This is a genomic window from [Clostridium] innocuum, assembly GCA_012317185.1.
Taxonomy (GTDB): Bacteria; Bacillota_I; Bacilli_A; order Erysipelotrichales; family Erysipelotrichaceae; genus Clostridium_AQ; species Clostridium_AQ innocuum.
In genome coordinates this window covers 3,489,715-3,512,158 of sequence record CP048838.1, presented here as the reverse complement: position 1 = coordinate 3,512,158, position 22,444 = coordinate 3,489,715, and the positions used below count along the sequence as shown (strand labels likewise).

Sequence of the window (22,444 nt, the reverse complement as noted above, 5' to 3'; positions counted from 1 at the left end):
AAGTTCCTTCTCTAATCGCATTGATATTAACGTTGGATATCCTTTTCGTTTTTATTAAATCCGAAAAAGTAAACGAATAAAGCGGTTGATATAAAAGCGATTGCACATGCGATGATACCGTTGATTACATTTGCCTGAGAGCCTCCTAAAAAGCATAATGCTGCAAATACATTGGAGGATGGTACCAGTGTCGCATCGATAACACCGGTTAAACCGGCATATGCTCCTCCTAAGAAACCACCTGCCAAAAGTCCGATAAATGGCTTTTTGTATTTTGTGCAGATACCGTAAATCGTCGGCTCCGAGGTCCCTGCGACGATGGCGGTTATCCCATAAGACAGGGCAAGTGCCTTTTGTTCTTTATTTTTCAATCGGAAGAAAGCACCGATTCCTACCCCCATAATAGAGAAGCTGGAGACGGAAACAGCTACTGCGGCGAATCCATCACTTCCATAGGTAGCAAAAATTTGAAATAATGTTGTAATCAGTACCATATGCATACCGGTCATTACCAGAACAGGATACAATGCCGCAATCAATCCGATCCCGATGAATCCTGCAATTCCTTCCAACGAGAATAATGCATCTACTACATATTGCCCGATGAATGCTCCTGCTGGACCGAAGACACATAATGCAATCGGCAGCATCGCAGCGATTGTCAGTGCTGGTGCAAATACAGAACGGATTGCCCCCGGAACGATACGATCGAAGAATTTAGCGATATAGGACATTACCCAGTTTGATAAAATTATCGGAACAATGGAGCTTGCATAGCTTTGAACATTGCAGGGAATACCGTATACAGTAAATGGTTTACCCACCAGACCGACAAATGTCGGATGTATCAAAATTGCGCCCATCAATATCCCCATTACCGGATTTAGATTGAATTTTTTTGCACTTGTATAACCGACAATTACCGGAAAGAAGTAAAATGCAGCGTCTCCCACGAAGGTGAATAATGTATACAGATCGTTTCCTTCACCAATGACATTTAACAGCTCTGGACCTAAAATAGCTGTCAGCATTTTAAAGAATGCGGAGGCGACGATGGCTGGAATCGCAGGTCCCATGCTTCCGGAAATAGCATCTAAAATTCCATTTCCGATAGATTTCAGTGTGATTTTTTCTTTTGCGGCAGAAACAGGTTCTCTGTCCGTGTTATCAAAATCACCCAGCTCACACAGTTCGTTATATACATCCTTTACCTCTGGACCTATTACGATTTGTACCTGTCCACCGGCTCTTACAACACCTAAAACACCTTGTACCGCTTCTATTTTTTCATGATTTGCAATGCTTTCATCCTTTAGATTGAAGCGAAGACGTGTTTGACAATGCAACACCTTCGCAATGTTTTGTTTTCCACCGACTTGTTCTAATACACTTTCTGCAATTTTTAAAGCTTTATCTTTTTTCATAATAGTTTTTTCCTCTCTGATTTTCTATAAAATAAAAACCTTTACACGATAAGCATCAGATGATGTTTATATTGTGCAAAGGTTATGCCGACTCATTCGTTACACCCTCATGGGAACACAATCGATTTACATGGAGTATTAAATATAAGGATTCTTCATCCTCAATACTCCAGCTAAATTTATGAAATATCATTTCTTTGATCAACAGCACACAGGCAAAGGTATCTGGATATTCCTTTTTCAAAACTTCAAATAATTTTTTATTGGTGCTGCTGATTTCACTGTACTGGCTTTTTCTTCTGAATAAATACTGCATATGAGAAGCAAATCTGGAATAATTAAATGAATTTGTATCAATTGAAACCTTCATCTGTCCTTCGATAATCTTCACGATTTCCTGAATGAATTCTGCTGTAAGGCTGATTTGATTATTCCGTGTGTAGGTCTCCTCAGAATTGATAATATTCATGGCAATTGCATATACTTCGGATTCCGGTAATTGTACATTTAAATTTTTATGTAATAAATTTAACGTATATTTTGCGATTTTTACTTCTACCGGATACAAATCTCTTAATTCATTTGCTATCGGTGTTGTAAATATCATTCCGTTTTTCAGACGAACAAGAGCGAAGTTTAAATGATCCGCCAATGTAAATACAGCGTTTTGTTTTAAGGGAACACTGAGCATGGTAACTGCCAAATCAATAACATCGGCAGAAATACGAAAGATTTTTGAATCAATATCTTCAAACAGACTTAGATATTCCGCATCAACGTTATAAAACGTGCGGTCAATTTTACTCAAATCATCTAAGATATAAGGACATTTTGGAAATCCAATGCCCAATCCGATCGCAATCAGTTCTCTGCCACTATGATCCCTGCATATAGCCGCGTTATTTCCCAGCTTTTTTATAACTTCCATATGCTCTACTTCTTTTCTATCGATATGACTGCAGCCGTGTTTACAGTAACGGCATCAGCCTGATGAATTGTAACATGGAATTCATTTGCATTTGTGATAATCATAGGTGTATCGATGCTATACCCTTGCTCGAGGATTGCTTCGATATCAGCTTCTATAATCAAATCACCTTTTTTTACTTTTTTTCCTGCATCTATCTTTTGATGGAAACAACTTCCTTCTAATTGGACAGTATCAATTCCAAAGTGAATTAGTATTTCGGCTCCATTCTCTGCCTTTATTCCAATCGCATGCTTTGTGGGAAATACAGTCATCAATTCACCATCGCATGGGGAACATATGTTTCCGTCGTTGGAAATAAAAGCAACTCCAGGGCCCATCATTTCAGATGCAAAAACTTGGTCCGGTACATCACGTAAGCGTATCATTTTTCCGTTAACCGGTGAAACCAATTCCACTTTTCTGCTTTTCTTTTTCAATCCGAACATAATCGCTCCTAATCTAGAAAACAAATATCTTCCTTGCTTCCTTCATTTACTGCGTAGTACTATGCACAAATCTCTGGTTAAGCCTCAGGTGAGTTACTCTCATCGATTTCGTCAAAATTATCCCACGATTTTGAAGTGCTGTCAAGCATCGCGTGAAAAGGGAGAATGTAAAATATAATAGGATAACAAAATGCAAGAGACCCAGCAGGGTGATATACACCGTATGCGAGTATGGCTTTCCTGCATTTTATCGGTTTCTCTTTTGAAAAATCTGCATACTCTATTTGTTGATAATCGTCTTTTTTTAGATTCCTTATACAGATATTATGGATAGCTTTTCAGAGGATGCGTTTCAAGCGGCTGTTTGCATAAGGATATGTCATGCGGAAAGGTAATTCTTTTTGCATTGTATTATCAATTTAGCGATTATAGTGCTCTACTATATATACAAGTCATGAAAACCGGTCTCGTGCTATATCTGTATTTGATTAGCCATTTTCCTGCTTTTAACCTTTCGGTGAGCAGCTCCAGTTTCAATTTATCGAAAAATAACAAATCAATTAAGGATACCATAGAAGGGACTTCTTTATGTATGAGACAACTGCTATGCGATAGTTTTGTTTTTTTACCAAATATAAGCTGTTTTCTATACTATAAATCGGTGAATAGGAACCGTCTTCTGAAAAAAATGAATTTTTTAAAATAAGCTATTGACAAAAGCATGGAAAACAAGTAGAATAATGTCGTTGCCGCTGAGAGATTGGGGTATAGCCAAGCGGTAAGGCACCAGACTCTGAATCTGGCATTTCCTTGGTTCGAATCCAAGTACCCCAGCCAATAAAAAACGAGAGTCGCTTCGGCGACTTTTTTGTTTTATTGCGGGGAAGCACCCTGTGTGGAAATGCCAAGCTGCTGCTATATATAGAAACCAATAAATGGAAAGGAAGGCCCGTATGAAAAAAGTAAGAACAAGATTTGCACCAAGTCCTACCGGGTATATGCACATCGGAAATCTGAGAACAGCATTGTTCGAATATCTGATTGCCAAGCATGAGGACGGAGATTTTATTCTGCGTATCGAGGATACCGATCAGGAACGTTACGTGGAAGGCGCTGTCGAAATCATATACGATACCATGAAGGAAGTCGGTTTGCATCATGATGAAGGACCGGATATCGGAGGGGATTTCGGACCGTATGTACAGTCTGAGCGACTGCCGATGTATAAGGAGTATGCCGATCAGCTGGTTGATCTGGGAGGCGCACATTACTGCTTCTGCGGTGAGGAAGAAATAGAAAAGCAGAGAAAAGAAGCGGAAAGTCTGGGAATCTCTTTCAAATACGATGATCCATGCAAGCATGTGTCTGTGGAAGAAGCCAGAGAACGTATTGCCAAGGGAGAAAAATATGTTGTGCGTCAGACGATTCGTCACGATGGAGAAACGTATTTTGATGATGAGGTGTACGGCCGCATTGAGGTGGATAACAGTATTCTGGATGAATCCGTGCTGCTGAAAAGCGACGGCTATCCAACCTATAATTTTGCCAATATCGTGGATGATCACCAGATGGGTATCACGCATGTTGTGCGTGGAAACGAGTATCTGTCCTCCACTCCAAAATATAATCTGATCTATCAGTCCTTCGGCTGGGATATTCCAACCTATGTGCATGTTCCACCGGTTATGAAGGATGAACAGCACAAGCTGAGTAAGCGTAACGGGGATGCCAGCTTTCAGGACCTTGTGAAGAAAGGGTATCTTCCGGAAGCGATTCTGAATTACATCGCTCTGCTTGGATGGTCACCGGAAACAGAGCAGGAAATCTATACACTGGATGAGCTGATCAAGGTGTTTGATATTAAGCGTATTTCCAAATCACCGGCTATTTTTGATATTGACAAGCTGACATGGATGAACGGTATGTATCTGCGCGCGATGAGCACGGAAACATTCTGTGAGCTGGCAAAGCCGTATATCGAGGAATCCGTTCACAGACCGGTGGATATCATGGCGGTTGCACGCATTCTGCAGCCAAGATGTGATATTCTGACCTCTATTCCGGAAAGTCTGGATTTCATTGACGAGCTGCCGGAATATGATAATGCCATGTATATTCATAAGAAAATGAAGACGACCTATGAAATTGCATATAAGGCATTGCAGGCGGCACAAAGTGCCCTGTCAGAGCTGAATGACTGGTCGAGTGAAGAAAATCTGCATGAGCTGCTGCTGTCTTTACCGAAGCAGATGGAAATGAAGAACGGGCAGATTTTATGGCCGGTTCGTACTGCCATCACCGGAAAGCAGTTTACACCTGGCGGTGCCATTGAAATCGCTCATATCCTTGGAAAAGAGGAAACCCTGAAGCGTATTGCAAAGGGGATTGAAAAGCTCGAGGCTGAGCTTGCCTGATTTTTCCATCCATACATAAAGAAAACGGACAACTGCCGGTATAGCGCAGCGGTCCGTTTTTTTGTGATATGAAATAGGAAAGTATAAGCCGGAAGCGGGGCATCAAAGGGTGCACATGATTTTTTTGATTACATATATTCCAGAAAGATCTGTGTAATCGTGGCAATTTCAGCTTTGGATATACTGATGTTGAAAATATTGTTCAATTCATTCAGCTCAAGACTGATCGTATTGTACACATCGGCATGGGAATTGATAATCTCGCGTGTTTTTTTGTTTGGCAGGGGATCGCTGCGGATGGCACGCTCGATGACGAATGCACCGTGTATGATAAAACGGATGGTAATTTCATCACTATAACCGAGCTTCAGCTTTTTCAAAATATTTAACAGGACAACCATCAAAGAGGAGGAAGCCTTGTTCGCATCCAGAAAGACCAGGGACTGCTGGAGTATCTGACGGGAAATACGGTCAATCAGTGTTCGGGAATTCTCACTGAGAGAGGAAGCAGGAAAACTTGGTGTCTGCGGCTGGCTGTATTCCTGTGCATGCCCGTGCTTCATTGCGGATATGGTATTGAGAATAAGCGGAAGCGAGATAGGGGCATAGCTTTGTACATCGATATGCAGACGGCTGCTGATCTGTTCGCCAATCTCTGTTAACGGAGCGATATCACTAAACAGCAGCAGGGTCTCATGATTATCGATCTGCTGGATCCTGTCGCATACGTGATCGAGGAAGAGGTGAAATTCCTTTCTTCGCCAGGCTTCGGAATAATCGAGCGAATGACAGTTTTCGTAAAGATTGGCTGAGCGTATGTATTTTTCATAATTAGCGGCGATATCCTCCCCGTGGCATACAAACAGTATCGGAGTTTTGGCCTCCAGCTTTTGAATGGCCAGCTGCAGGTAGGTGCTGATCAGAATGCGCTCATCCTGCGGCAGCACAACCTCCATCTTGGATTGAATGATCTGTGCGATATCCTCCGTAACAGCATCCGTGCGCTTTGTCCCAAGACCGTGTGACGGTGTAAAGCTGCGGGTATAGGTGTTATTCTTTAATTCCGTTATGAGATTTTGCAGATATTCAAATAAAACGAAGATCATCGTCTCCTTCTGCTTGAGCGGGGTGGATGCCAGCAGCGGGAACATCAGATCGTAAAGCTCTTTCACAAAGATGGAGCGAATTGTATTGATCTCTATTTTCTCTGTCTTTTTCAGCATGGAATTACAGATGGAAACAATCTGCTCATCATCGTTGCTGTCAATCAGATGCTGCTCATTCAGGACGGCATGATGCAGTGCGGTAAAGAAGCGGCAGGAGGTCTGCGGTATGAAATAAAGCACATCACCGTCAAACAGATCGAGGATACTGTGCAGCTGTGCAAAGCGGGAGGATACATCCCGAATGCTGTTCAGCATACCATCGGACAGATGCTCAAAGGTGATATCGATGACATTGGCCTTGCGCTGAATAAAGCTGTAATGTGCCCGTATGATGGAACGGCGCAGCTCCTGCAGGGAAATGTGTGTGGTATATGCTTTGTTTGCAAGTGCCATACAGGTGATTACATTTTTATGCAGACAGATGGTTTGATTCAGAATATCGGACTGCCGCTGTATTTCAGCGAATATGATTTCCAGACGTTCCTTCAGCGTACGCATCTCATAACTGGGAAACACCATCGGATAGTCTATAAACCGCTGCAGCTGTGCGATATCCGCATTTGCATCATGAAACAGGTAACATACTTTCCAGCTGCTGTGTAAGGCGGCATGCTGCTTCTGCAGCTTTTCTGCCACCTGCTGTACAATGTGCATATCACTGCATTGTACATCCAGAATGAGGAAGGCGGGGGTCTCCGGATGCATGTTATAAATCTGATTCTGCTCATCTGCCGCATCGCTTAGCACATGCTCCAGTATTTGTGTATGCCTGCCAAGCATCTGCAGCTCCTTCGCCTTTTCTATAAAAAATTTCAGAAAATGATGCTTGCCTTCTCCATAGGGGGCACAAAGCGCCAAGCTTTGAAGGGCTTGGGGATACATGAGAATCGCCAACAGCTCCTGATACAGGGAATGCAGGGATTCGTTCGCATGAATACCGGTGTAGGTGAGCGTTTGCCTGCTGCTGTGCTCCCGCACGCGCACAAGCTTATCCTGATGCAGGTATTCCTGAATATCTCTTCCCACCGGCAGTGTATACGGAACCGGCTCTGTAGAAAATGAGTGAATGACACCGGCGTCGAGATACAGGGTAGGGCGTCCCTGCAGCTTGATGAGCCGGTTTTCACGATGCAGCTGATTGAGAACGCGGGATACATTGGTTCGATCAATTTTCAGAATCAATGCGATGTCATGCGCATTACAGCTGCTGAAATCATAGGTGTGTGCTGTAATGCCGTTTGCCGTATAGCTGGCAATCAGGTTTTGAATATCCTTCATTCGAGGTGCTTTTTTCATAGTTTCCTCCACTCCCCGCGTTTTGCACGCGGACACAGGCATTGCATGAAAGACGTTTCAAGCTACTTGTCTTTTCATAAATTTGATTTTCTTTCACACTTCCTCCACTTTTTGGTGCTGAATTTCCGGGCTGCAGAATGCACGCATGCCGTCTGCTTGCACACTTATTATAGCACGGATATAGTTTGTGTGGGTAATAAAAGCACACATATGCGGATATTGAAATAATTTGCATATATTGGAAAATATCACCGTCTTTTTCTATCTTTTAAGTGACACGAATGTAAAAAAACTGTGCTTTTGCGTTATTTGACGGGAGGTTTTTGAGCGATTATAGTATGTGTGTAAACAGTCAGTAGCTACTAGGTTTTCAAACAACATGAGAGGAGAAAAAACATGGAAATTAACTTTTTACAGGCAGCGCTTATCGGAATTTTGTATTATATGACGCTGTGCTCACCACCCTGGCTTACAGGAATCGTACACGTATCCATTCGCCAGCCGCTCGTATCCGGCACCATCGTCGGTCTGATTCTGGGGGATCCGCAAAATGGTCTGATCATCGGTGCGACGATCAATACCGTAGTTCTTGGGTTTCTGAATGTCGGAGGTGCAATTCCAAGCGATCCCGGCATTGCAGGGGTTGTCGGAACATCTTTGGCGATAGCAACTGGAGCCACTCCGGAGGTCGCAGTTACGATTGCCGTATCCTTTGGTCTTGTCGGGACCATCGTATGGAATCTGCGAAGCACCATCAACTCCGTATTCGTACACATGGTGGACAGTGCCGCCGCACAGGGGGATATGAAAAAGATTTACTTTGTACAATTCGTACTTGCACAGATTGCAACCTTCTGTATCTCTGCGGTACCGGTCTTCGGAATCCTGTATTTCGGAACAGATGTCGCTACACAGGTGCTGGACGCCTTAAAGGGAACGCCGATGCAGATTCTTACCGTGATCGGACAGATACTGCCGGCGATGGGTATTGCGATCATCCTGCGGCTGCTGTCCAACCGTCCGAATATTATTCAGTTGTTTATGCTGGGCTTCGTGCTTTCTATCTACGGCAATGTGCCAATGATTGTCATTGCAGTTGTAGCCTTCATTATTGCATCCCTGTATGCTGATCTCAAATTCAACCGAGCAAAGGAAGAGGTGTAGAGTATGGAACGTCAGATAACAGATACCAACGTACAGACTGAGAAAAAGCTGACAAAGACCGATTTAAATAAATGCTTTCTTCTCTGGCATCTGCTTGGAGAAGCAACGCTGAGCTACGAGCGTCTGCAGGCACCCGGTGTGCTGGGCTGTCTGGGACCGGTGCTGAAGCGGCTGTATGGTGATGATAAGGAAGAATTTGTGAATGCGTGCCAGCGACACATGGAATTCTTTAATACAGCCGGGTATTACGGCGGCTCCATCATCATGGGGCTGGTATGCTCCCTTGAGGAGGAGCGTGCAAACGGACTGCCAATTGAAGGCGAGGTCATCAGCGCAATCAAAACCGGACTGATGGGACCGCTGGCAGGTGTATTTGATGCTCTGCGACAGGGAACGGCAATCCCTATCATTGCCTCCATTGCGATCGGTATGGGAATGGACGGCAACTTCTTCGGTCCGATCTTCTATATGATCGTAACCGTTCTCTATGTCATGGTGCCCTGCTACTGGATGTTCCAGACCTCCTATAAAAAGGGAAAGGAAGCTGTCAACGGTCTGTTTGCGAGCGGAAAGCTGGAGCGCTTTATGACGCTGGCTACGGCAGTTGGAGCCATTACCCTGGGAGGGCTTGCGGCTACGACTGTAACGGTTACTTCTTCCACGGTGCTGCATCTGGGAAGCTCGGACATGGTCCTGCAGGAAACCATCTTCGATGCGATATTCAAGGGCTTACTGCCGGTTGGCTTTGTCTTTCTCTCTTACTTCCTGCTGCAGAAAAAGCTTTCAACATCTAAGATCATACTGATTTTGATTGCCATCGCTATTGTCGGTGTGCTGATTGGATTCTTCTAAAATAAACGAAGAAAGGAGTTTATATGGATACAATTCGAGCCATGCTGGAGGAGCATAAGCTTATCGTGATTTGCAGGGGTGTCTATGGTGACACCCTCCTCAAGACGATGGAAGCACTGTATAAGGGCGGCATCCGTCTGGCGGAGGTCACCTTCGATCAGAAAAGCAAGGATTATAAGGAAACACTGGATGCGATCACCATGCTGGAGGAGCATTTTCGAGGCCGTATGGCGATCGGGGCAGGGACGGTTGTCAGTCCTGCACAGGTGGAGCTTGCGTATCAGGCAAAGGCTGCCTATATCATTTCACCGAATGTCAATGAAGCGGTCATTCGTAAAACAAAGGAGCTGGGCATGCTGTCCATTCCGGGAGCACTGAGCCCCAGCGAGGTACTGGATGCACATGAATACGGTGCAGATTATGTTAAGCTGTTTCCGGCTGCCAGAATGACAGCCTCCTACATTAAGGATCTGATGGGACCGATTTCCCATGTGAAATTCATTGCGACTGCGGGAATCACCGAGGAAAATATCGCAGAATTTGCGGCTGTCGGCTGCACCGGCTATGGTATCAGCGGACGCTTGATGGATAAGCGTGTGATTCAGGAAGGCCGCTTTGAGGAATTGCAGCACCGCGCAGAGGCATTTATCGCCTGTCTGCAGAAGGAAGAGGAATAATTGTATGAAAAATATTGTATACGCACGCGTTGATGACCGGCTGGTACACGGGCAGGTCATGACGGCCTGGGTCTTGCATACCAAAGCAAGCAAGGTGATTATTGTGGATGATAAGGCCGCAAAGGATTCCTTTATGAAAATGATCATGAAATCCGCAATGCCGAGCAGTCTGGAGCTGGAGGTGCTTTCCGTAAGCAGTGCCATCTCCTATCTCAAAGAAGCAGGCAGTGAGGATGAACGTATCTTTTTGCTCGCAAAAACACCGATGGTTTTCGCGGATCTGCATGATGCGGGTGTTCCGATACAGGAAGTGGGAATCGGCGGAATCGGTGCCCGGGCAGACAGACGAAAGCTGTATCGCAACATTGCGGTGAATGAGGAAGAAATGAATAGCATCAAGGCTATGCAGAGCAAGGGCATGGACGTCTATATTCGAGTCGTACCGGATGATAAGCGAATCGAAATCAAAGACGCAGCCTAGGGGAGGGCACGTCGTATGATAGGACTGGTACTCGCCACACATGGACCCCTGGCAGAAGCCTTTGTCAGCAGCGGAAAGCTGATTGTCGGAAATATCGGGAATGTTGCACATCTGGGACTGTTTCACGGAGACAGCATTGAACAGTTTGAACAGAAGGTATACAAGGCAATCGAACAGGCGGATGAAGGGGACGGTGTGATCGTTTTGACAGATTTACTGGGAGGCTCCCCCTGCAATGTCACAGCAAAGGCAATCGGCAGACTGTATAAAGAGAAAAAGCTGGAATGCTTTTACGGTATCAACCTTCCGATTTTTCTGGAAGCTGTGACCTCCCGTAAATTCATGAATTTTGATGAGCTGAAGGAGCACATGGATGAGGTGTTCAAAGAAACATACGGGATGCTGAGCGGGAAAATAAGCTATTCGGCATGCAAGGAATAGAAAGAAGGATATAAGGATGAATGGAATAGAAAAAAAAGGAATCGGGGAACGATATTTATGGAAGGGAGCTATGGTCAAAGAGCAGGATATCCACATTTCTCTGCAGGACCGCGGCTATGTCTTCGGAGACGGTCTGTATGAGGTCGTTCGTGTATACAATGGGAAGCTGTTTGGTCTAAAGCGGCATCTCGACCGTCTGTTTCAGGGGGCGGATGTCATTGATTTCAATCTGCAGTATACAAGGGAGGAATTCGAAGGCTTCTTTCAGCAGCTGGTTGAGGAGAATGATATGCACAGCGGTTATGTGTATATGCAGCTGACAAGAGGGGATGACGGTATCCGAAACCATCTGTATCCCGGGCGTGAGGATCAAAGGCCGGTGCTGTCCGGCTTTGCGGTACATGCTCCCCGCAATGTGAAGAAAATCCAGGCGGGAACAACTGCGATCAGTGTGGAGGATATCCGCTGGAAATACTGTCATGTAAAAACACTGAATCTGATTCCAAACTGCATGGCGCGCTCTGAGGCAAAGAGAAAAGGGGCAGGGAAGGCGATTCTGGTAAAGGACGGTATTGTCACGGAAGAAAAATCCGGCTCAATCCTGATTGTTCAGGACGGCTGTATACTGACACATGTTGAAAATGAGGATATTCTGCCCAGTACGACGAAGAAAATACTGGAGGCACTGTGTGAGCAGGAACAGATACCATTTCGTGAAGGCAATTTTACACTGGATGAGCTGTATGCCGCAGATGAGGTCATTGTCGCTGATACGAATACGGAATGCAGTGCAGTTTTAAAGGTGGACGGGCATACGATCAGGGATGGAAAGCCCGGACCGATTTTGAAGCAGCTGCAAAAAGCATATGAAGCCGCCATCATTGCGGAGTGCGGCAAAGCCGAATAGGTATGGAAGAAAACATCAGCTGCCGAACCTATGCAGAAATCCATACAGCGCGAATTCGGGAAAACGTGATGCAGCTGAAGCGGCATCTCACAGCAGGAACGAGGTTTATGGCAGTCGTAAAAGGGAATGCGTACGGTCATGGAATCGAGCCGTGTGTACAGGCGATGGACGATTTATGCGACTGGTATGGAACAGCCACCATGCAGGAGGCGTTGCGTGTGCGAAGCGTATCAGGAGAAAAGCCGATTCTTGTTTTTGGCTATGTATCGGATGAGGAAATACGCCTGGCTGCGGAAAACAACATCACACTCAGTGCCTTTTCCGCAACGTTTCTTTCCCATATTTCCGAGTGCTGTGCAGGTATGAACCTGAAGACTGCCGTGCATTTGAAGCTGGATACCGGCTTTCACCGCATGGGAATCGACTGCTGTAGTTCTACAGCAGACTGCGTGGAGCAGCTGCTTCCTCTGTTTTCACTGCCGAATATAGAAATAACAGGGATGTATACCCATCTGGTATACGGTGCCGGCAGCAATCAAAGGGAGCTGGCGTTTACCGAATTGCAGTATCAGCGCTTTCAAAGCTGCATCCGGGCGTTGCAGGAACGAAGAATCGATACGGGCATCTGTCATATATGCAACAGTAAGGCAGCGATACATGCTCCAGATATGCATATGGACATGGTGCGTGTCGGTGCCTATATCTTTGGTCTTGCCTCAGCCCCGGAGCAGCGCTTAATACCATTGCGGGAGGTGCTTGTCTGGAAAGCGAGAATCGTCCTGCTGCGGGATATTGCAGCGGGAGAAGGGGTGGGCTATGGTCATGCTTTTATCGCAAAACAGCCTGTCAGAATCGCAGTGCTGGCGGCAGGCTTTGCGGATGGCTACCGACGCTGTATCGCACAGTCCCCGCAGAGCTATGTTTCCATACATGGCAGGCCGGCACCTTTGATTGGAAAGGTATGCATGGATATGTTCATGGTGGATGTGACCGATATAGAAGCAGTGCAGGTTGGGGAATATGCACTTTTGAGTGGTGATGATGGAACCGGGGCAGTCAGCAGCTATCTGCTTGGCCAAATCATACAGGGGACGGCAGGAGAAATCGCGGTGGGAATGAGTGATCGCGTTCAGCGCTATATCGTATGAAGACAGCACAGGACTGGCTGTACTGTATCAGCGGAGCTTTGCTGTTTTCCTTCTCGATGAATGTGTTTCTGGTTCCGCTGCATATCTACAGTGCCGGGTTTTTAGGAATCGCCCAGCTGCTCCGGGATCTGCTGCTCCATATCCTGCCCTATCGACTTTCCTTTGATATCGCCGGGATTATAAATCTGATCCTGAATATCTTCATGATCATTCTCGCTGCCAGGGTGCTGGCGAAAACATTTGCCGTGCATACGGCAATCGTCATACTGTTTGAATCTTTGTTTTTGTCTTTGATTCCGGTGCCCAAAGCGCCTCTGGTTGAGGATGTCTTTATCTCTGTCCTGCTTGGCTCCTTTCTATGTGCATATGGTACACGGCTGTTCTTCAAGGGACGCGGGAGCGGCGGAGGTATTGACATCATCGGACTGTATCTGACAAAAACAGGAAAAGGAAGTGTCGGCAGTATCTATCTGCTGGTCAATACGGTGATTTATCTACTCTGTTTTCTCATTTACGACAGTCAGGTAGCCTTATATTCCATCGTACACAGCTGTATCCTGTCCTTCGTGCTGGATCGCATTCACGAGGATAATGCAGAATCGGCTGCTTTGATTATCACGGAAAATCATGAACTGAAGCAGCAGCTGATCCTGGATGTGGGGCGTGGTGTTACTGTCTGGGATGGAACAGGCGGCTACAGCGGACGCAGGAAGGAGGTCATGATGGTGGCAATTACCAGAGGACAATACGGTCATTTGAAAAAAAAGGTACAGGGCTGTGATGAACAGGCCTTTGTGATCTTCTTCGATCATGTGCGTATCAGCGGTTATTTCCCAAAGCTGATCAATGAAAAGAGAAAGAGCAGGTGAAGCAGGATGCAAACAGAAAAACAGCAGGTATATCACTGCCGGGGAATCGTAAAACAACTTAACGCCTATATCAAAGCGGATAAGCTTTTGATTCTTTGTGAATCCGATGTACCGGCGGAAATAAAAAAGGATATCACAGCGCAATTTCCTGAAGCTGCATGCTATACTGTTCCCGGTACAGCGCATATCAAGACCTTTGATCATCTGGAGGCAATCGTCCGATTCCTGTATCAAAGCGGATGTCAAAAGGATAGCAGCCTGCTGATTATAGGGAATCAGCAACTAAAAGAGCTGGGAGGCTTTATAGCATCCGCTTACTGCTGCGGTATAGCCTATCTGTATGTACCCCTCACAGGAAACGCCGCACAGCATGCTGCATCCCATTTCTGCGGTGTGGATTTAATGGGGATTCCGGATGTATTGCAAAGCTGCCATGAACCGCGTATGGTATTTCTGGATGAAGATATTTTTGAGTCTGAGCACAATGCTGCTTAAGGCTGCCTTGCGACTGCTTGTCGGAGGCTTTTTTTGTAAATCTTAAGATAAAAACACAAATTTATGTTTACGCTGAGATTTGCGGAAAGAAATTGTAAAAACCTTATAAATAAGGACTTTCTTGGCGTTTTATAAGCTGGAATCTATGATAGAATAACGGTAGACAATACAGCAGTGCAAGCAGGAGTGGATACGATATGAAGCAAAAACTGTCATGGATTCTGGAAGGCTTTTTTCTAATACTTTTACTGTTGGTAACGATTCTGATTTATGTTCCGGAACAGAGCGAGCATCTTCTGCATATCCGGATGATACAGGTTACCGGTAAAAACAAGGAAAAAGCGATCGAACAGGATTCTCTCATCTTTGTAAAGACCTTCAAAGAAAACGAGGAACCAAAAAATAACACGCTGATCAGCTTTCGGGCAGAGCGGTTTGGGGAATCGGTTATCTTAACGCATATGTTTGTGAAAAGTGAAGTTCGAAATCAGGAAACCTTTTACATTACGCAGGCCCCTGACAGCAGCTATTATGATACCTATGAAACCAGACATGAGGATCTGGTAGGCTCCTATCTCTTTCATATAAAGTATATGGGCAGGGTGTATGAATTTCTGCAAAGCAGCTATGGTAAAATCACGTATGCCGTGGTGCTGGGCGTTTGTATCCTGAGCACCATGCTGCTGTTGATAAAGGGTGTGCTGCGGGAGCGTAAAGGAAAAGCGGGTATAGAGGTGTCTGCGAAAAAGAATGCTTTGGATCCTGATCAACGCTCAGTGGATGAAAAGAAAGAGGTTACGCACGGGCAGGAAGTGAAGCCAGATGCAGAGAAGCCGCTGCTAAAGACTCCAAAGGAAGATATTTCAAGACAGGCAAAGGGAACAGAAGATAAGACTGCGAAAGCCAAACAGCAGGCAGCTGCCGACAGTATTTTACAAGCAGCAGGCAAGGCTTCAAAACAGCAGATTCCGAAACAGACCGGAAAGCAGCGCTTACGCAAGCGCCATGCAGTGAAAAAAGCATTGATGGAACAAAGGAAAGCGGCTGATGATGAGGAGCTGCTGCCGATTGTGTACAAGCAGAAGCATCAGAAGCCGGCAGGCCCAACGAAAATACAGCAGGAAATTCAGGAGCACCCGGATGCAGAGGGGAAGCATGTACAGAGATCAGAGAATACGCAGGAGTCTCTGGTTCAGCATACATCCTCTGGAAAATCAAAGCCAGAACAAACGATTGATCTGCGAGAGGGGGGAGCTACATTTACACAGGCTGAGCTACAGGATATACTGATTGCAATCAATACAAACGAAGAGGAATCGGATCAGGATACCGCTACGGCAAGTCCTGCGGAAGCTGTCAAAGAAAAAAAAGAGCAGTACCAACCAAATGAGCACAATCAACTGCATATTCAGGCAATCGGCATTCTGGAACCGGTAGTAACCAGTATACAGGAAACACTGCAAGGCGGACAATATCCTTTGGTAGAAGAAAATCCGGTGGAAACAGAAGATCCATCCAGCGATCCAGACGAAGTAATGGTGGAAAATGATGAAATTGCAGAGAAGGAATTTCATGAAGAAGAACAGGTAACAGCAAATGATGTTTACACTGCGGATGCCGGTGTAGATAAGGAACTGCTGGAGGAAGTCCGAAAAGAGGTGCAGGAGCTGCTGCACGGTGTGAAAGCACCACAGCGGGTAGAAGCAGAACAACAGGAATATCCGAACTTCAACAGAAAATATGATATCAACAAGAGCAGGCAGACGGATGTGCAGGAGGAAATGCCTGAACCTGAGGAAATAGAAAAATCAAAGGTGGAAGAAGCACCAATTGTGGAAATGCAGGAAGAACAGGGAATCCTTTTGAAAGATATGGAATTCGATTGCAGCAGCAGATTTGCTGTATTAACCGGCAGAGTGATCAATAAAACACCTGTTCCTGTACAGTATATTAAAGCGGAAATTGAATTGTATGATGATTTCCGTAATGTGATAAAGACAATGAAATGGTATCTTTGCGGCAGAGATTTTTTACAGCCGGAAGAAACAAGAGAATTTTCCTATACAGCTTATGAAGTATATGGTGTTTATGATTACAAAATCCGGATATTGAACTGGAAGCAGAAATGATTTCATTGTGCAAACTGTGTGAATTCTTTCCTGTAAGGAGTATAATAGGCAGGTAAGGATGTGATATATATGGATAAAAAACAGTTCCATGAACGTATTCAGTATTTTGTAAAGCAGAGAGTACGCGATGAAGGTACGATAAATTCCATGATGGATATGGAGCTGGTAACCGCGGATTTTCTTACAAAAAGTGTGATTCTGGCTTTTCCGGTGAAAGACTGGCAAATGAATCCGGCGAAAAATCTGCATGGAGGCATTATTGCGACAGCACTGGATATTACGATGGGATGTATATCGTATGTGAGCGGGAATGCAGTGTTTACACCAACGATACAAATGGCTGTTAACTATGTTGGCGGTGTGAGCAGTGGCGATACGCTGCTGGTGGAAGGAATTTGTGATCATGCAGGAAGCAGAATGTCACAGACCAGAGCTATTGCACGCTCAAAGAAAAGCGGCAAGGTAGTCGCAACAGCGAATGGTTCCTATATTATGAATACAAAATAATAATTTTACAGAAAAAGGCAGAATCTGCATACGTAGAAATCTGTCTTTTATGTTATCATAATAATGAGCATAAATGTCCACAATTAGGGAGAATGAGAGATGAAAAACCAACAATTACGCTACTTCGTTGAAGTGGTCGACAGTGGAAGCATCAACAAGGCTTCGGAGAAGCTGTTTGTCAGCCAGCCAAGTCTGAGCAGAAGTATACAGTCATTAGAGGAAGAAATGGGGAAAGAGCTGATTATCCGTAGCAATCACGGGGTTACGCTGACACCGACCGGTAGACTGATGTACTATTATGCACAGTCAATCCTCTCGCAGTTTCAGGTGCTGGAGCGTTTAAAGGATGTCAGTGAGGAAAAGCTGTACAGCAAGCTGACGGTATCCGTGGATTCCGTATTCTTACGGGATGATTTGATTTTACAATTTTATAAGCATATGAAATCAGCAACTACAGAGATTCATATGGTAGAAACAACGGCGGAGCAGGTGCTGGCCAATGTCAGTGAAATGAAGTCGGAAATCGGAATCACGATTTTAAATGATTATCAATTGAGTATTTATCGTAAGATGGCGGATGCCAAGGAAATTGAATTGAATATCCTTGGAAAAGGACCGCTGTACGTTCATATCAACGAGAAGAATCTGGATGAGCTGGTGGAGGAGAAGGATGCAAGGGATTTTCTGGATTTCACACTGATTCATCTGCCATATGATTTTTTCTCGAATCTGAATATGTCGTTGACAATGGATGGTGTGCAGCTGAGCAGATTTAAGAAAACGATCACAATGAGCAACTACCATGCGATTATCAACATGCTGAATCATACGGATGCCTTTATGCTGGGGAATAAATGGCAGATTGAGGAATTAAAGCATTCACATATCCACAGCATGCGCATCAGAAACTGTGATATTCAAAAGTATTTTGTGATCATCCGAAGAAAGCGCGAAGTGCTGAGTGAAGCAGGAAAGGTGTTTCTTAATATTATTCATGAAACCTATGCAGATATGTAGCTATACCTAAAATGCATAACCGGCTTGCGGGTTATTGGTATTATACAAAGTTTCCCAAAAGGATTACAATAATAGTGTAAAAGGTAACAGAAAATATTACCTATTCTTAAAACCATTGAAAAGGAGAACAATGATATGAAAAAGAGTACACTATTATCGTTATTAACAGCAGGTGCTGTTATCGCTACATCCGCAGGGACATTCGCTGCGTGGGACACAACAGAAGCAACTTCTTCTGGAGAATTAAGCTTTGATAGTCCTGTAACAATTGCGACTACTTCTACACCAACATATGCACAAACAGAGACAAGAACATATGGTGAGAAACCAGTAGCTACAGGTACTGTTGATTTTAATGTGTCAGGAACGGGAGGCAAAGCTAATTTAAAATTAAATGCAGTTGTTAAAGATAAGACAACAGATGCAGTTGTTTCAGGAGTAGATGTCACATTTAAAAAAGGTAGTACTGATCTTACTACTGGTGTTGATAAAAATGTTACTGATGCAGCAAATTCATATACGGTCACAATTACACCAACCAGTGATGATGCAACAGAAGCTTTGACTAAAGCTCTTAAAGTTGAGGTGACTGGTACTTTAGAGAACGCTACAGTTGCACCTTAGAAGTTTCTTACATTGAAAGAATGCCGTCATCCGACGGCTTTTTTAAAAACATCTTTTCAACCTTCCAATAATCTTATAAAATATAGAAGAGGAAAGTAGGAGCACTTATGGGAAAAGGAATCAAACGCATAGCAAATATCGTGTTTGTGGTTGTTGTGGTATTACTGGCAGCCTATACTTTTCTTATGGCAAAATATCCGGATGAAACAGCACAGGTTACCGGCTATCGCCTATATGCTGTATTAACAGACAGTATGGAGCCCCGCATTCCCACCTTCTCACTTGTCTGTACGAAGGTTCTTGATCCAGAAGAACCACTGCATTTGAATAAAGGTGATATTATCACCTTTAAGGCAGACCGCTTTGGTGATGATATATTATTAACACACCATTTTAATAAAACAGAAAAAGATTTCCAGGGAAATACCATATACCGCACCAATGCAGAGGGTAAGGATAATCTGGACATGTATAAGACACTGCGAAAGGATATCATCGGAACCTATGTGTTTCATATCCCCTTTATCGGTAAAATCTTTCTCTTTCTGAAAAGTAAATTCGGTATCCTGCTGTATGCAGAGCTTGCTGTAATCTGGCTGTTCAATAAGACCATACGTACGAGATGGGAAGAAAAAGAGCAGGTGTTGAAAAAACAGAAAACACTCTATGTGGATGCAGTGAAATTTGAAGCACTGGAAGGGCATTGCGTCCTTTGTGGAGAGCTGCACAATGATACAAAATTCGCAGTGCGTTTCGTAAAAGCGGAAATTCAACTATATGATGAGCAGAAGAAGCTGATTAAGAAGGATAAATGGTTCCTCACTGGTAAGGACATCGTTGCTTCGAAAGAGCATGCCAAATTCAACTATACCGTATATGACGTGAAGGAAGCGAAATACTACAAAATTCATATCCTGAGCTATAAAAAATAAGAAACCGGTCATACTCTAAATGACTGGTTTTTTTTGGGAGGATATGGCTATGAAAAGAGATATGGTATATATAAGAATAGCAACTGTACTATCTGTGCTATTGATTACATTTGCAATGTTTCGCTTATGGGAGAATAGCATCACATTGAAAGAGGGAATACGGGTCACAACCGATGCTTTGCATATGGAAATGAAACAAAAGCTGGACAGCATTATGACCTACAAGGGCACAACCAGTGTTCATGTGGAGGGTGATACTGCCGATCTTGATAATACATATCTGGATATGAAGGTAACGGCATATGATGCACAAACCAAACAGGATGTCAGTGATACACTGGATACGAAAATATATGATACCGGTATGCAGGTAAAGGGGACGCATCCCGTCGTTATTATCATGCAGGGAGATGCTGACAGGTTGCATAACAGGGAAATCATGATTCAGCTCACTGCACAGCTGGAACAGGCAAACTTCTGATGCGTGCCATAAGATAACAGAGGAACAAACCATAATTTTAAGGTGAAATCTATATTCATTTTCCTTCTTTTGGAGTACAATGGTTACTGTGATGATTGAAGGAGGAACTTATGACGGTAATAGAAAAATTGAAACAATTAAGAGCATTGATGAATGAAAGAAATATGGACGTATACATGATTCCGACATCCGATTTTCATGAAACTGAATATGTCGGAGAGCATTTTAAGGCGAGAAGCTTCATGTCCGGATTTACCGGTTCGGCAGGAACCCTGATCGTATGCAGAGATTGTGCTGCCTTATGGACAGATGGCAGATATTTTATTCAGGCGGCAAATCAGCTGAAGGACAGCACGATTGAATTGATGAAGCAGGGAGAAGAGGGGGTACCTGCCATACCTGCATATATTCGTGAGCATATGAGCAAAAACGGTGTATTTGGTTTTGATGGACGTGTCATGAATACCAAACTTGTACATGACATTATGGAGGAGCTGAAGGATAAGGATGTTACCATTTCCGCGCAGGAAGACCTTGTCGGGATGATCTGGGAGGAACGCCCGCCACTGCCTACGAAAAAAGGCTTCTTTCTGGAAGAGGCATACAGTGGAAAAAGTACAAAGGATAAGCTGGCGGATATCCGTACAGCAATGCAGGAACAAAACGCAACACATCACATCGTAACCTCTCTGGATGATATCGCATGGATGATGAATATGCGCGGCTGGGATATCAGCTGTTTCCCTGTCATGCTATGTTATCTGGTAATCACCCATAATGAAAATCATATCTTTATAGATGAGAATAAGCTGGATGAGCAGATGCTTGCGAACTTCAGGGAAAATGCTGTAGCGGTACATGCATATGATGATATTTATGCGTTTGTGAAAACCATTCCGGCAGATGCGTGCGTTATGCTGAATACAGGTGTTGTAAACTATGCAATCACACAGAATCTGAAGAAGGAGATTCGCATCGTAGACTGTCCGAATCCTTCCCAGCTGATGAAGGCAAGAAAAAATGAAATCGAGCTGGAGAATAATCGCAAGGCGCATATCAAGGATGCTGTTGCCATGACGAAATTCATGTACTGGCTAAAGAATAACATCGGCAAGGAAACAATTACGGAAATCAGTGCCAGTGATTATCTGGAAAGTCTGCGTCGAAAACAGGAACACAATCTGGGGTTGAGCTTTTCTACAATTTCCGCATACAAGGAGCATGCCGCAATGATGCATTACAGTGCCAGTGAGGAAACCAATGTCGAGCTGAAGCCGGAGGGGATGCTGCTGGTTGACAGTGGAGGACAGTATCTGGAGGGCACAACAGATATCACCAGAACCTTTGTCCTCGGACCGATCTCCGATGAAATCCGTACACACTATACATGTGCACTGCGTGGCATGATTCAGCTGAGCAGGGCAAAATTTCTTGAAGGCTGCCGCGGTATGAATCTGGATATTCTCGCAAGAGGTCCGTTATGGGAAATGGGAATCGATTATAAATGCGGAACAGGGCACGGTGTTGGTCATCTGATGAATGTACACGAGGGGCCAAACGGCTTCCGCTGGAAAGTGGTACCGGAAAGAAATGACAGCTGTGTTCTGGAGGAGGGGATGACCCAGTCCAATGAGCCCGGTGTTTATGTGGAAGGCTCCCATGGTATCCGGCATGAAAATGAGCTGGTGGTACGCAGAGGTGAGAAAAACGAATACGGACAGTTCATGTATTTTGAAACGATCACATTCGTACCATTTGATCTGGATGGGTTAGATGTTGATCTGATGACGCGCTATGATATTGCGTGGCTGAATGCATATCACAAAGAGGTGTATGCCAAGGTTTCTCCTTATCTGAATGAAGCGGAAAAGGAATGGCTGAAATACGCAACCAGAGAAATATAATAAACAGGACAGGGCGGTCGCTCTGTCTTTTTGATGTCAGGAAGCTTTTTGGATGTGGCAGCTAAAAGGGAGCACTGATATCGTATTGCTGGCGCTGTTT

The 22,444-nt window shown here is 44.4% G+C and carries 21 protein-coding genes and 1 tRNA gene; 18 read left to right on the top strand and 4 right to left on the bottom strand.

Translation table 11 applies throughout. The features are described 5' to 3' along the window. Positions 1–26: 26 nt before the first annotated feature. The 3 genes from G4D54_17175 to G4D54_17165 all read right to left on the bottom strand — a co-directional run bounded on the left by G4D54_17175 (position 27) and on the right by G4D54_17165 (position 2,840). Positions 27–1,424, bottom strand: coding sequence for a PTS transporter subunit EIIC (locus tag G4D54_17175; protein ID QJA04047.1), 1,398 nt, complete (start codon positions 1,422–1,424; stop codon positions 27–29). A gap of 82 nt (positions 1,425–1,506) precedes the next feature. Next, positions 1,507–2,352 (bottom strand): PRD domain-containing protein, encoded by an 846-nt coding sequence (locus G4D54_17170; GenBank protein ID QJA04046.1) that lies wholly within the window; start codon positions 2,350–2,352, stop codon positions 1,507–1,509. A gap of 5 nt (positions 2,353–2,357) precedes the next feature. Continuing rightward, positions 2,358–2,840: a PTS glucose transporter subunit IIA gene (locus G4D54_17165; protein ID QJA04045.1), complete on the bottom strand. Its 483-nt coding sequence runs from the start codon at positions 2,838–2,840 to the stop codon at positions 2,358–2,360. 761 nt (positions 2,841–3,601) lie between these two features. Between G4D54_17165 and G4D54_17160 the strand changes: the two genes are divergently transcribed. Then, a tRNA-Gln gene (locus G4D54_17160) sits at positions 3,602–3,677 on the top strand. A gap of 116 nt (positions 3,678–3,793) precedes the next feature. Continuing rightward, positions 3,794–5,254 carry a glutamate--tRNA ligase gene (locus tag G4D54_17155; protein ID QJA04044.1) on the top strand — a complete coding sequence of 487 codons (1,461 nt, stop codon included), beginning with the start codon at positions 3,794–3,796 and terminating at the stop codon, positions 5,252–5,254. A gap of 128 nt (positions 5,255–5,382) precedes the next feature. Here the strand turns inward: G4D54_17155 and G4D54_17150 are convergent, their stop codons facing one another. After that, the gene (locus tag G4D54_17150) at positions 5,383–7,716 is read right to left on the bottom strand and encodes a PRD domain-containing protein (GenBank protein QJA04043.1); all 2,334 of its coding nucleotides are present in this window, start codon (positions 7,714–7,716) and stop codon (positions 5,383–5,385) included. Between the two features lie 396 nt (positions 7,717–8,112). Here G4D54_17150 and G4D54_17145 point away from each other — a divergent pair, with 396 nt between their 5' ends. From G4D54_17145 to G4D54_17070, 16 genes are all read left to right on the top strand, one after another. Beyond that, positions 8,113–8,880, top strand: a complete 768-nt coding sequence (locus G4D54_17145; protein ID QJA04042.1) for a PTS sugar transporter subunit IIC — start codon at positions 8,113–8,115, stop codon at positions 8,878–8,880. Positions 8,881–8,883: 3 nt separating this feature from the next. Next, the gene (locus G4D54_17140) at positions 8,884–9,732 is read left to right on the top strand and encodes a PTS system mannose/fructose/sorbose family transporter subunit IID (GenBank protein QJA04041.1); all 849 of its coding nucleotides are present in this window, start codon (positions 8,884–8,886) and stop codon (positions 9,730–9,732) included. Between the two features lie 23 nt (positions 9,733–9,755). Next, positions 9,756–10,409, top strand: coding sequence for a bifunctional 4-hydroxy-2-oxoglutarate aldolase/2-dehydro-3-deoxy-phosphogluconate aldolase (locus tag G4D54_17135; protein ID QJA04040.1), 654 nt, complete (start codon positions 9,756–9,758; stop codon positions 10,407–10,409). A 4-nt stretch (positions 10,410–10,413) separates the two neighbouring features. After that, the gene (locus G4D54_17130; protein QJA04039.1) at positions 10,414–10,890 is read left to right on the top strand and encodes a PTS sugar transporter subunit IIB; all 477 of its coding nucleotides are present in this window, start codon (positions 10,414–10,416) and stop codon (positions 10,888–10,890) included. Between the two features lie 15 nt (positions 10,891–10,905). Beyond that, positions 10,906–11,331: a PTS sugar transporter subunit IIA gene (locus G4D54_17125; protein QJA04038.1), complete on the top strand. Its 426-nt coding sequence runs from the start codon at positions 10,906–10,908 to the stop codon at positions 11,329–11,331. Between the two features lie 16 nt (positions 11,332–11,347). Then, positions 11,348–12,238 (top strand): D-amino-acid transaminase, encoded by an 891-nt coding sequence (dat, locus tag G4D54_17120; protein QJA04037.1) that lies wholly within the window; start codon positions 11,348–11,350, stop codon positions 12,236–12,238. A 2-nt stretch (positions 12,239–12,240) separates the two neighbouring features. Further along, positions 12,241–13,386: an alanine racemase gene (gene alr / locus G4D54_17115; GenBank protein ID QJA04036.1), complete on the top strand. Its 1,146-nt coding sequence runs from the start codon at positions 12,241–12,243 to the stop codon at positions 13,384–13,386. After that, on the top strand, positions 13,383–14,255 hold the full coding sequence (locus G4D54_17110) for a YitT family protein (GenBank protein QJA04035.1): 873 nt from the start codon (positions 13,383–13,385) through the stop codon (positions 14,253–14,255). The genes alr and G4D54_17110 overlap by 4 nt, the downstream gene beginning before the upstream one ends. A gap of 6 nt (positions 14,256–14,261) precedes the next feature. Further along, on the top strand, positions 14,262–14,750 hold the full coding sequence (locus G4D54_17105) for a hypothetical protein (GenBank protein ID QJA04034.1): 489 nt from the start codon (positions 14,262–14,264) through the stop codon (positions 14,748–14,750). A gap of 197 nt (positions 14,751–14,947) precedes the next feature. Further along, entirely contained in the window at positions 14,948–16,879 is a 1,932-nt protein-coding gene (locus G4D54_17100) for a hypothetical protein (protein QJA04033.1), read from the top strand. A 69-nt stretch (positions 16,880–16,948) separates the two neighbouring features. Continuing rightward, on the top strand, positions 16,949–17,386 hold the full coding sequence (locus tag G4D54_17095) for a PaaI family thioesterase (GenBank protein ID QJA04032.1): 438 nt from the start codon (positions 16,949–16,951) through the stop codon (positions 17,384–17,386). Positions 17,387–17,485: 99 nt separating this feature from the next. Further along, positions 17,486–18,403, top strand: coding sequence for a LysR family transcriptional regulator (locus G4D54_17090; protein ID QJA04031.1), 918 nt, complete (start codon positions 17,486–17,488; stop codon positions 18,401–18,403). Positions 18,404–18,538: 135 nt separating this feature from the next. After that, entirely contained in the window at positions 18,539–19,027 is a 489-nt protein-coding gene (locus G4D54_17085) for a hypothetical protein (GenBank protein QJA04030.1), read from the top strand. A 107-nt stretch (positions 19,028–19,134) separates the two neighbouring features. Next, positions 19,135–19,959 (top strand): signal peptidase I, encoded by an 825-nt coding sequence (locus G4D54_17080; GenBank protein ID QJA04029.1) that lies wholly within the window; start codon positions 19,135–19,137, stop codon positions 19,957–19,959. Positions 19,960–20,008: 49 nt separating this feature from the next. Continuing rightward, positions 20,009–20,440: a hypothetical protein gene (locus tag G4D54_17075; protein QJA04028.1), complete on the top strand. Its 432-nt coding sequence runs from the start codon at positions 20,009–20,011 to the stop codon at positions 20,438–20,440. Between the two features lie 110 nt (positions 20,441–20,550). Beyond that, positions 20,551–22,344 (top strand): aminopeptidase P family protein, encoded by a 1,794-nt coding sequence (locus tag G4D54_17070; protein ID QJA04027.1) that lies wholly within the window; start codon positions 20,551–20,553, stop codon positions 22,342–22,344. The last annotated feature ends 100 nt before the right edge of the window (positions 22,345–22,444 follow it).

Excerpts from the sequence above, each read along its gene's own strand:
- G4D54_17110 (QJA04035.1), top strand. The coding sequence starts at position 13,383 with ATGAAGACAGCACAGGACTGGCTGTACTGTATCAGCGGAGCTTTGCTG.
- G4D54_17125 (QJA04038.1), top strand. The coding sequence starts at position 10,906 with ATGATAGGACTGGTACTCGCCACACATGGACCCCTGGCAGAAGCCTTT.
- G4D54_17130 (QJA04039.1), top strand. The coding sequence starts at position 10,414 with ATGAAAAATATTGTATACGCACGCGTTGATGACCGGCTGGTACACGGG.
- G4D54_17140 (QJA04041.1), top strand. The coding sequence starts at position 8,884 with ATGGAACGTCAGATAACAGATACCAACGTACAGACTGAGAAAAAGCTG.
- G4D54_17090 (QJA04031.1), top strand. The coding sequence starts at position 17,486 with ATGAAAAACCAACAATTACGCTACTTCGTTGAAGTGGTCGACAGTGGA.
- G4D54_17175 (QJA04047.1), bottom strand. The coding sequence starts at position 1,424 with ATGAAAAAAGATAAAGCTTTAAAAATTGCAGAAAGTGTATTAGAACAA.
- G4D54_17080 (QJA04029.1), top strand. The coding sequence starts at position 19,135 with ATGGGAAAAGGAATCAAACGCATAGCAAATATCGTGTTTGTGGTTGTT.
- G4D54_17070 (QJA04027.1), top strand. The coding sequence starts at position 20,551 with ATGACGGTAATAGAAAAATTGAAACAATTAAGAGCATTGATGAATGAA.
- alr (QJA04036.1), top strand. The coding sequence starts at position 12,241 with ATGGAAGAAAACATCAGCTGCCGAACCTATGCAGAAATCCATACAGCG.
- G4D54_17155 (QJA04044.1), top strand. The coding sequence starts at position 3,794 with ATGAAAAAAGTAAGAACAAGATTTGCACCAAGTCCTACCGGGTATATG.
- G4D54_17170 (QJA04046.1), bottom strand. The coding sequence starts at position 2,352 with ATGGAAGTTATAAAAAAGCTGGGAAATAACGCGGCTATATGCAGGGAT.
- G4D54_17095 (QJA04032.1), top strand. The coding sequence starts at position 16,949 with ATGGATAAAAAACAGTTCCATGAACGTATTCAGTATTTTGTAAAGCAG.
- G4D54_17165 (QJA04045.1), bottom strand. The coding sequence starts at position 2,840 with ATGTTCGGATTGAAAAAGAAAAGCAGAAAAGTGGAATTGGTTTCACCG.
- G4D54_17105 (QJA04034.1), top strand. The coding sequence starts at position 14,262 with ATGCAAACAGAAAAACAGCAGGTATATCACTGCCGGGGAATCGTAAAA.
- G4D54_17145 (QJA04042.1), top strand. The coding sequence starts at position 8,113 with ATGGAAATTAACTTTTTACAGGCAGCGCTTATCGGAATTTTGTATTAT.
- dat (QJA04037.1), top strand. The coding sequence starts at position 11,348 with ATGAATGGAATAGAAAAAAAAGGAATCGGGGAACGATATTTATGGAAG.
- G4D54_17085 (QJA04030.1), top strand. The coding sequence starts at position 18,539 with ATGAAAAAGAGTACACTATTATCGTTATTAACAGCAGGTGCTGTTATC.
- G4D54_17135 (QJA04040.1), top strand. The coding sequence starts at position 9,756 with ATGGATACAATTCGAGCCATGCTGGAGGAGCATAAGCTTATCGTGATT.
- G4D54_17100 (QJA04033.1), top strand. The coding sequence starts at position 14,948 with ATGAAGCAAAAACTGTCATGGATTCTGGAAGGCTTTTTTCTAATACTT.
- G4D54_17150 (QJA04043.1), bottom strand. The coding sequence starts at position 7,716 with ATGAAAAAAGCACCTCGAATGAAGGATATTCAAAACCTGATTGCCAGC.
- G4D54_17075 (QJA04028.1), top strand. The coding sequence starts at position 20,009 with ATGAAAAGAGATATGGTATATATAAGAATAGCAACTGTACTATCTGTG.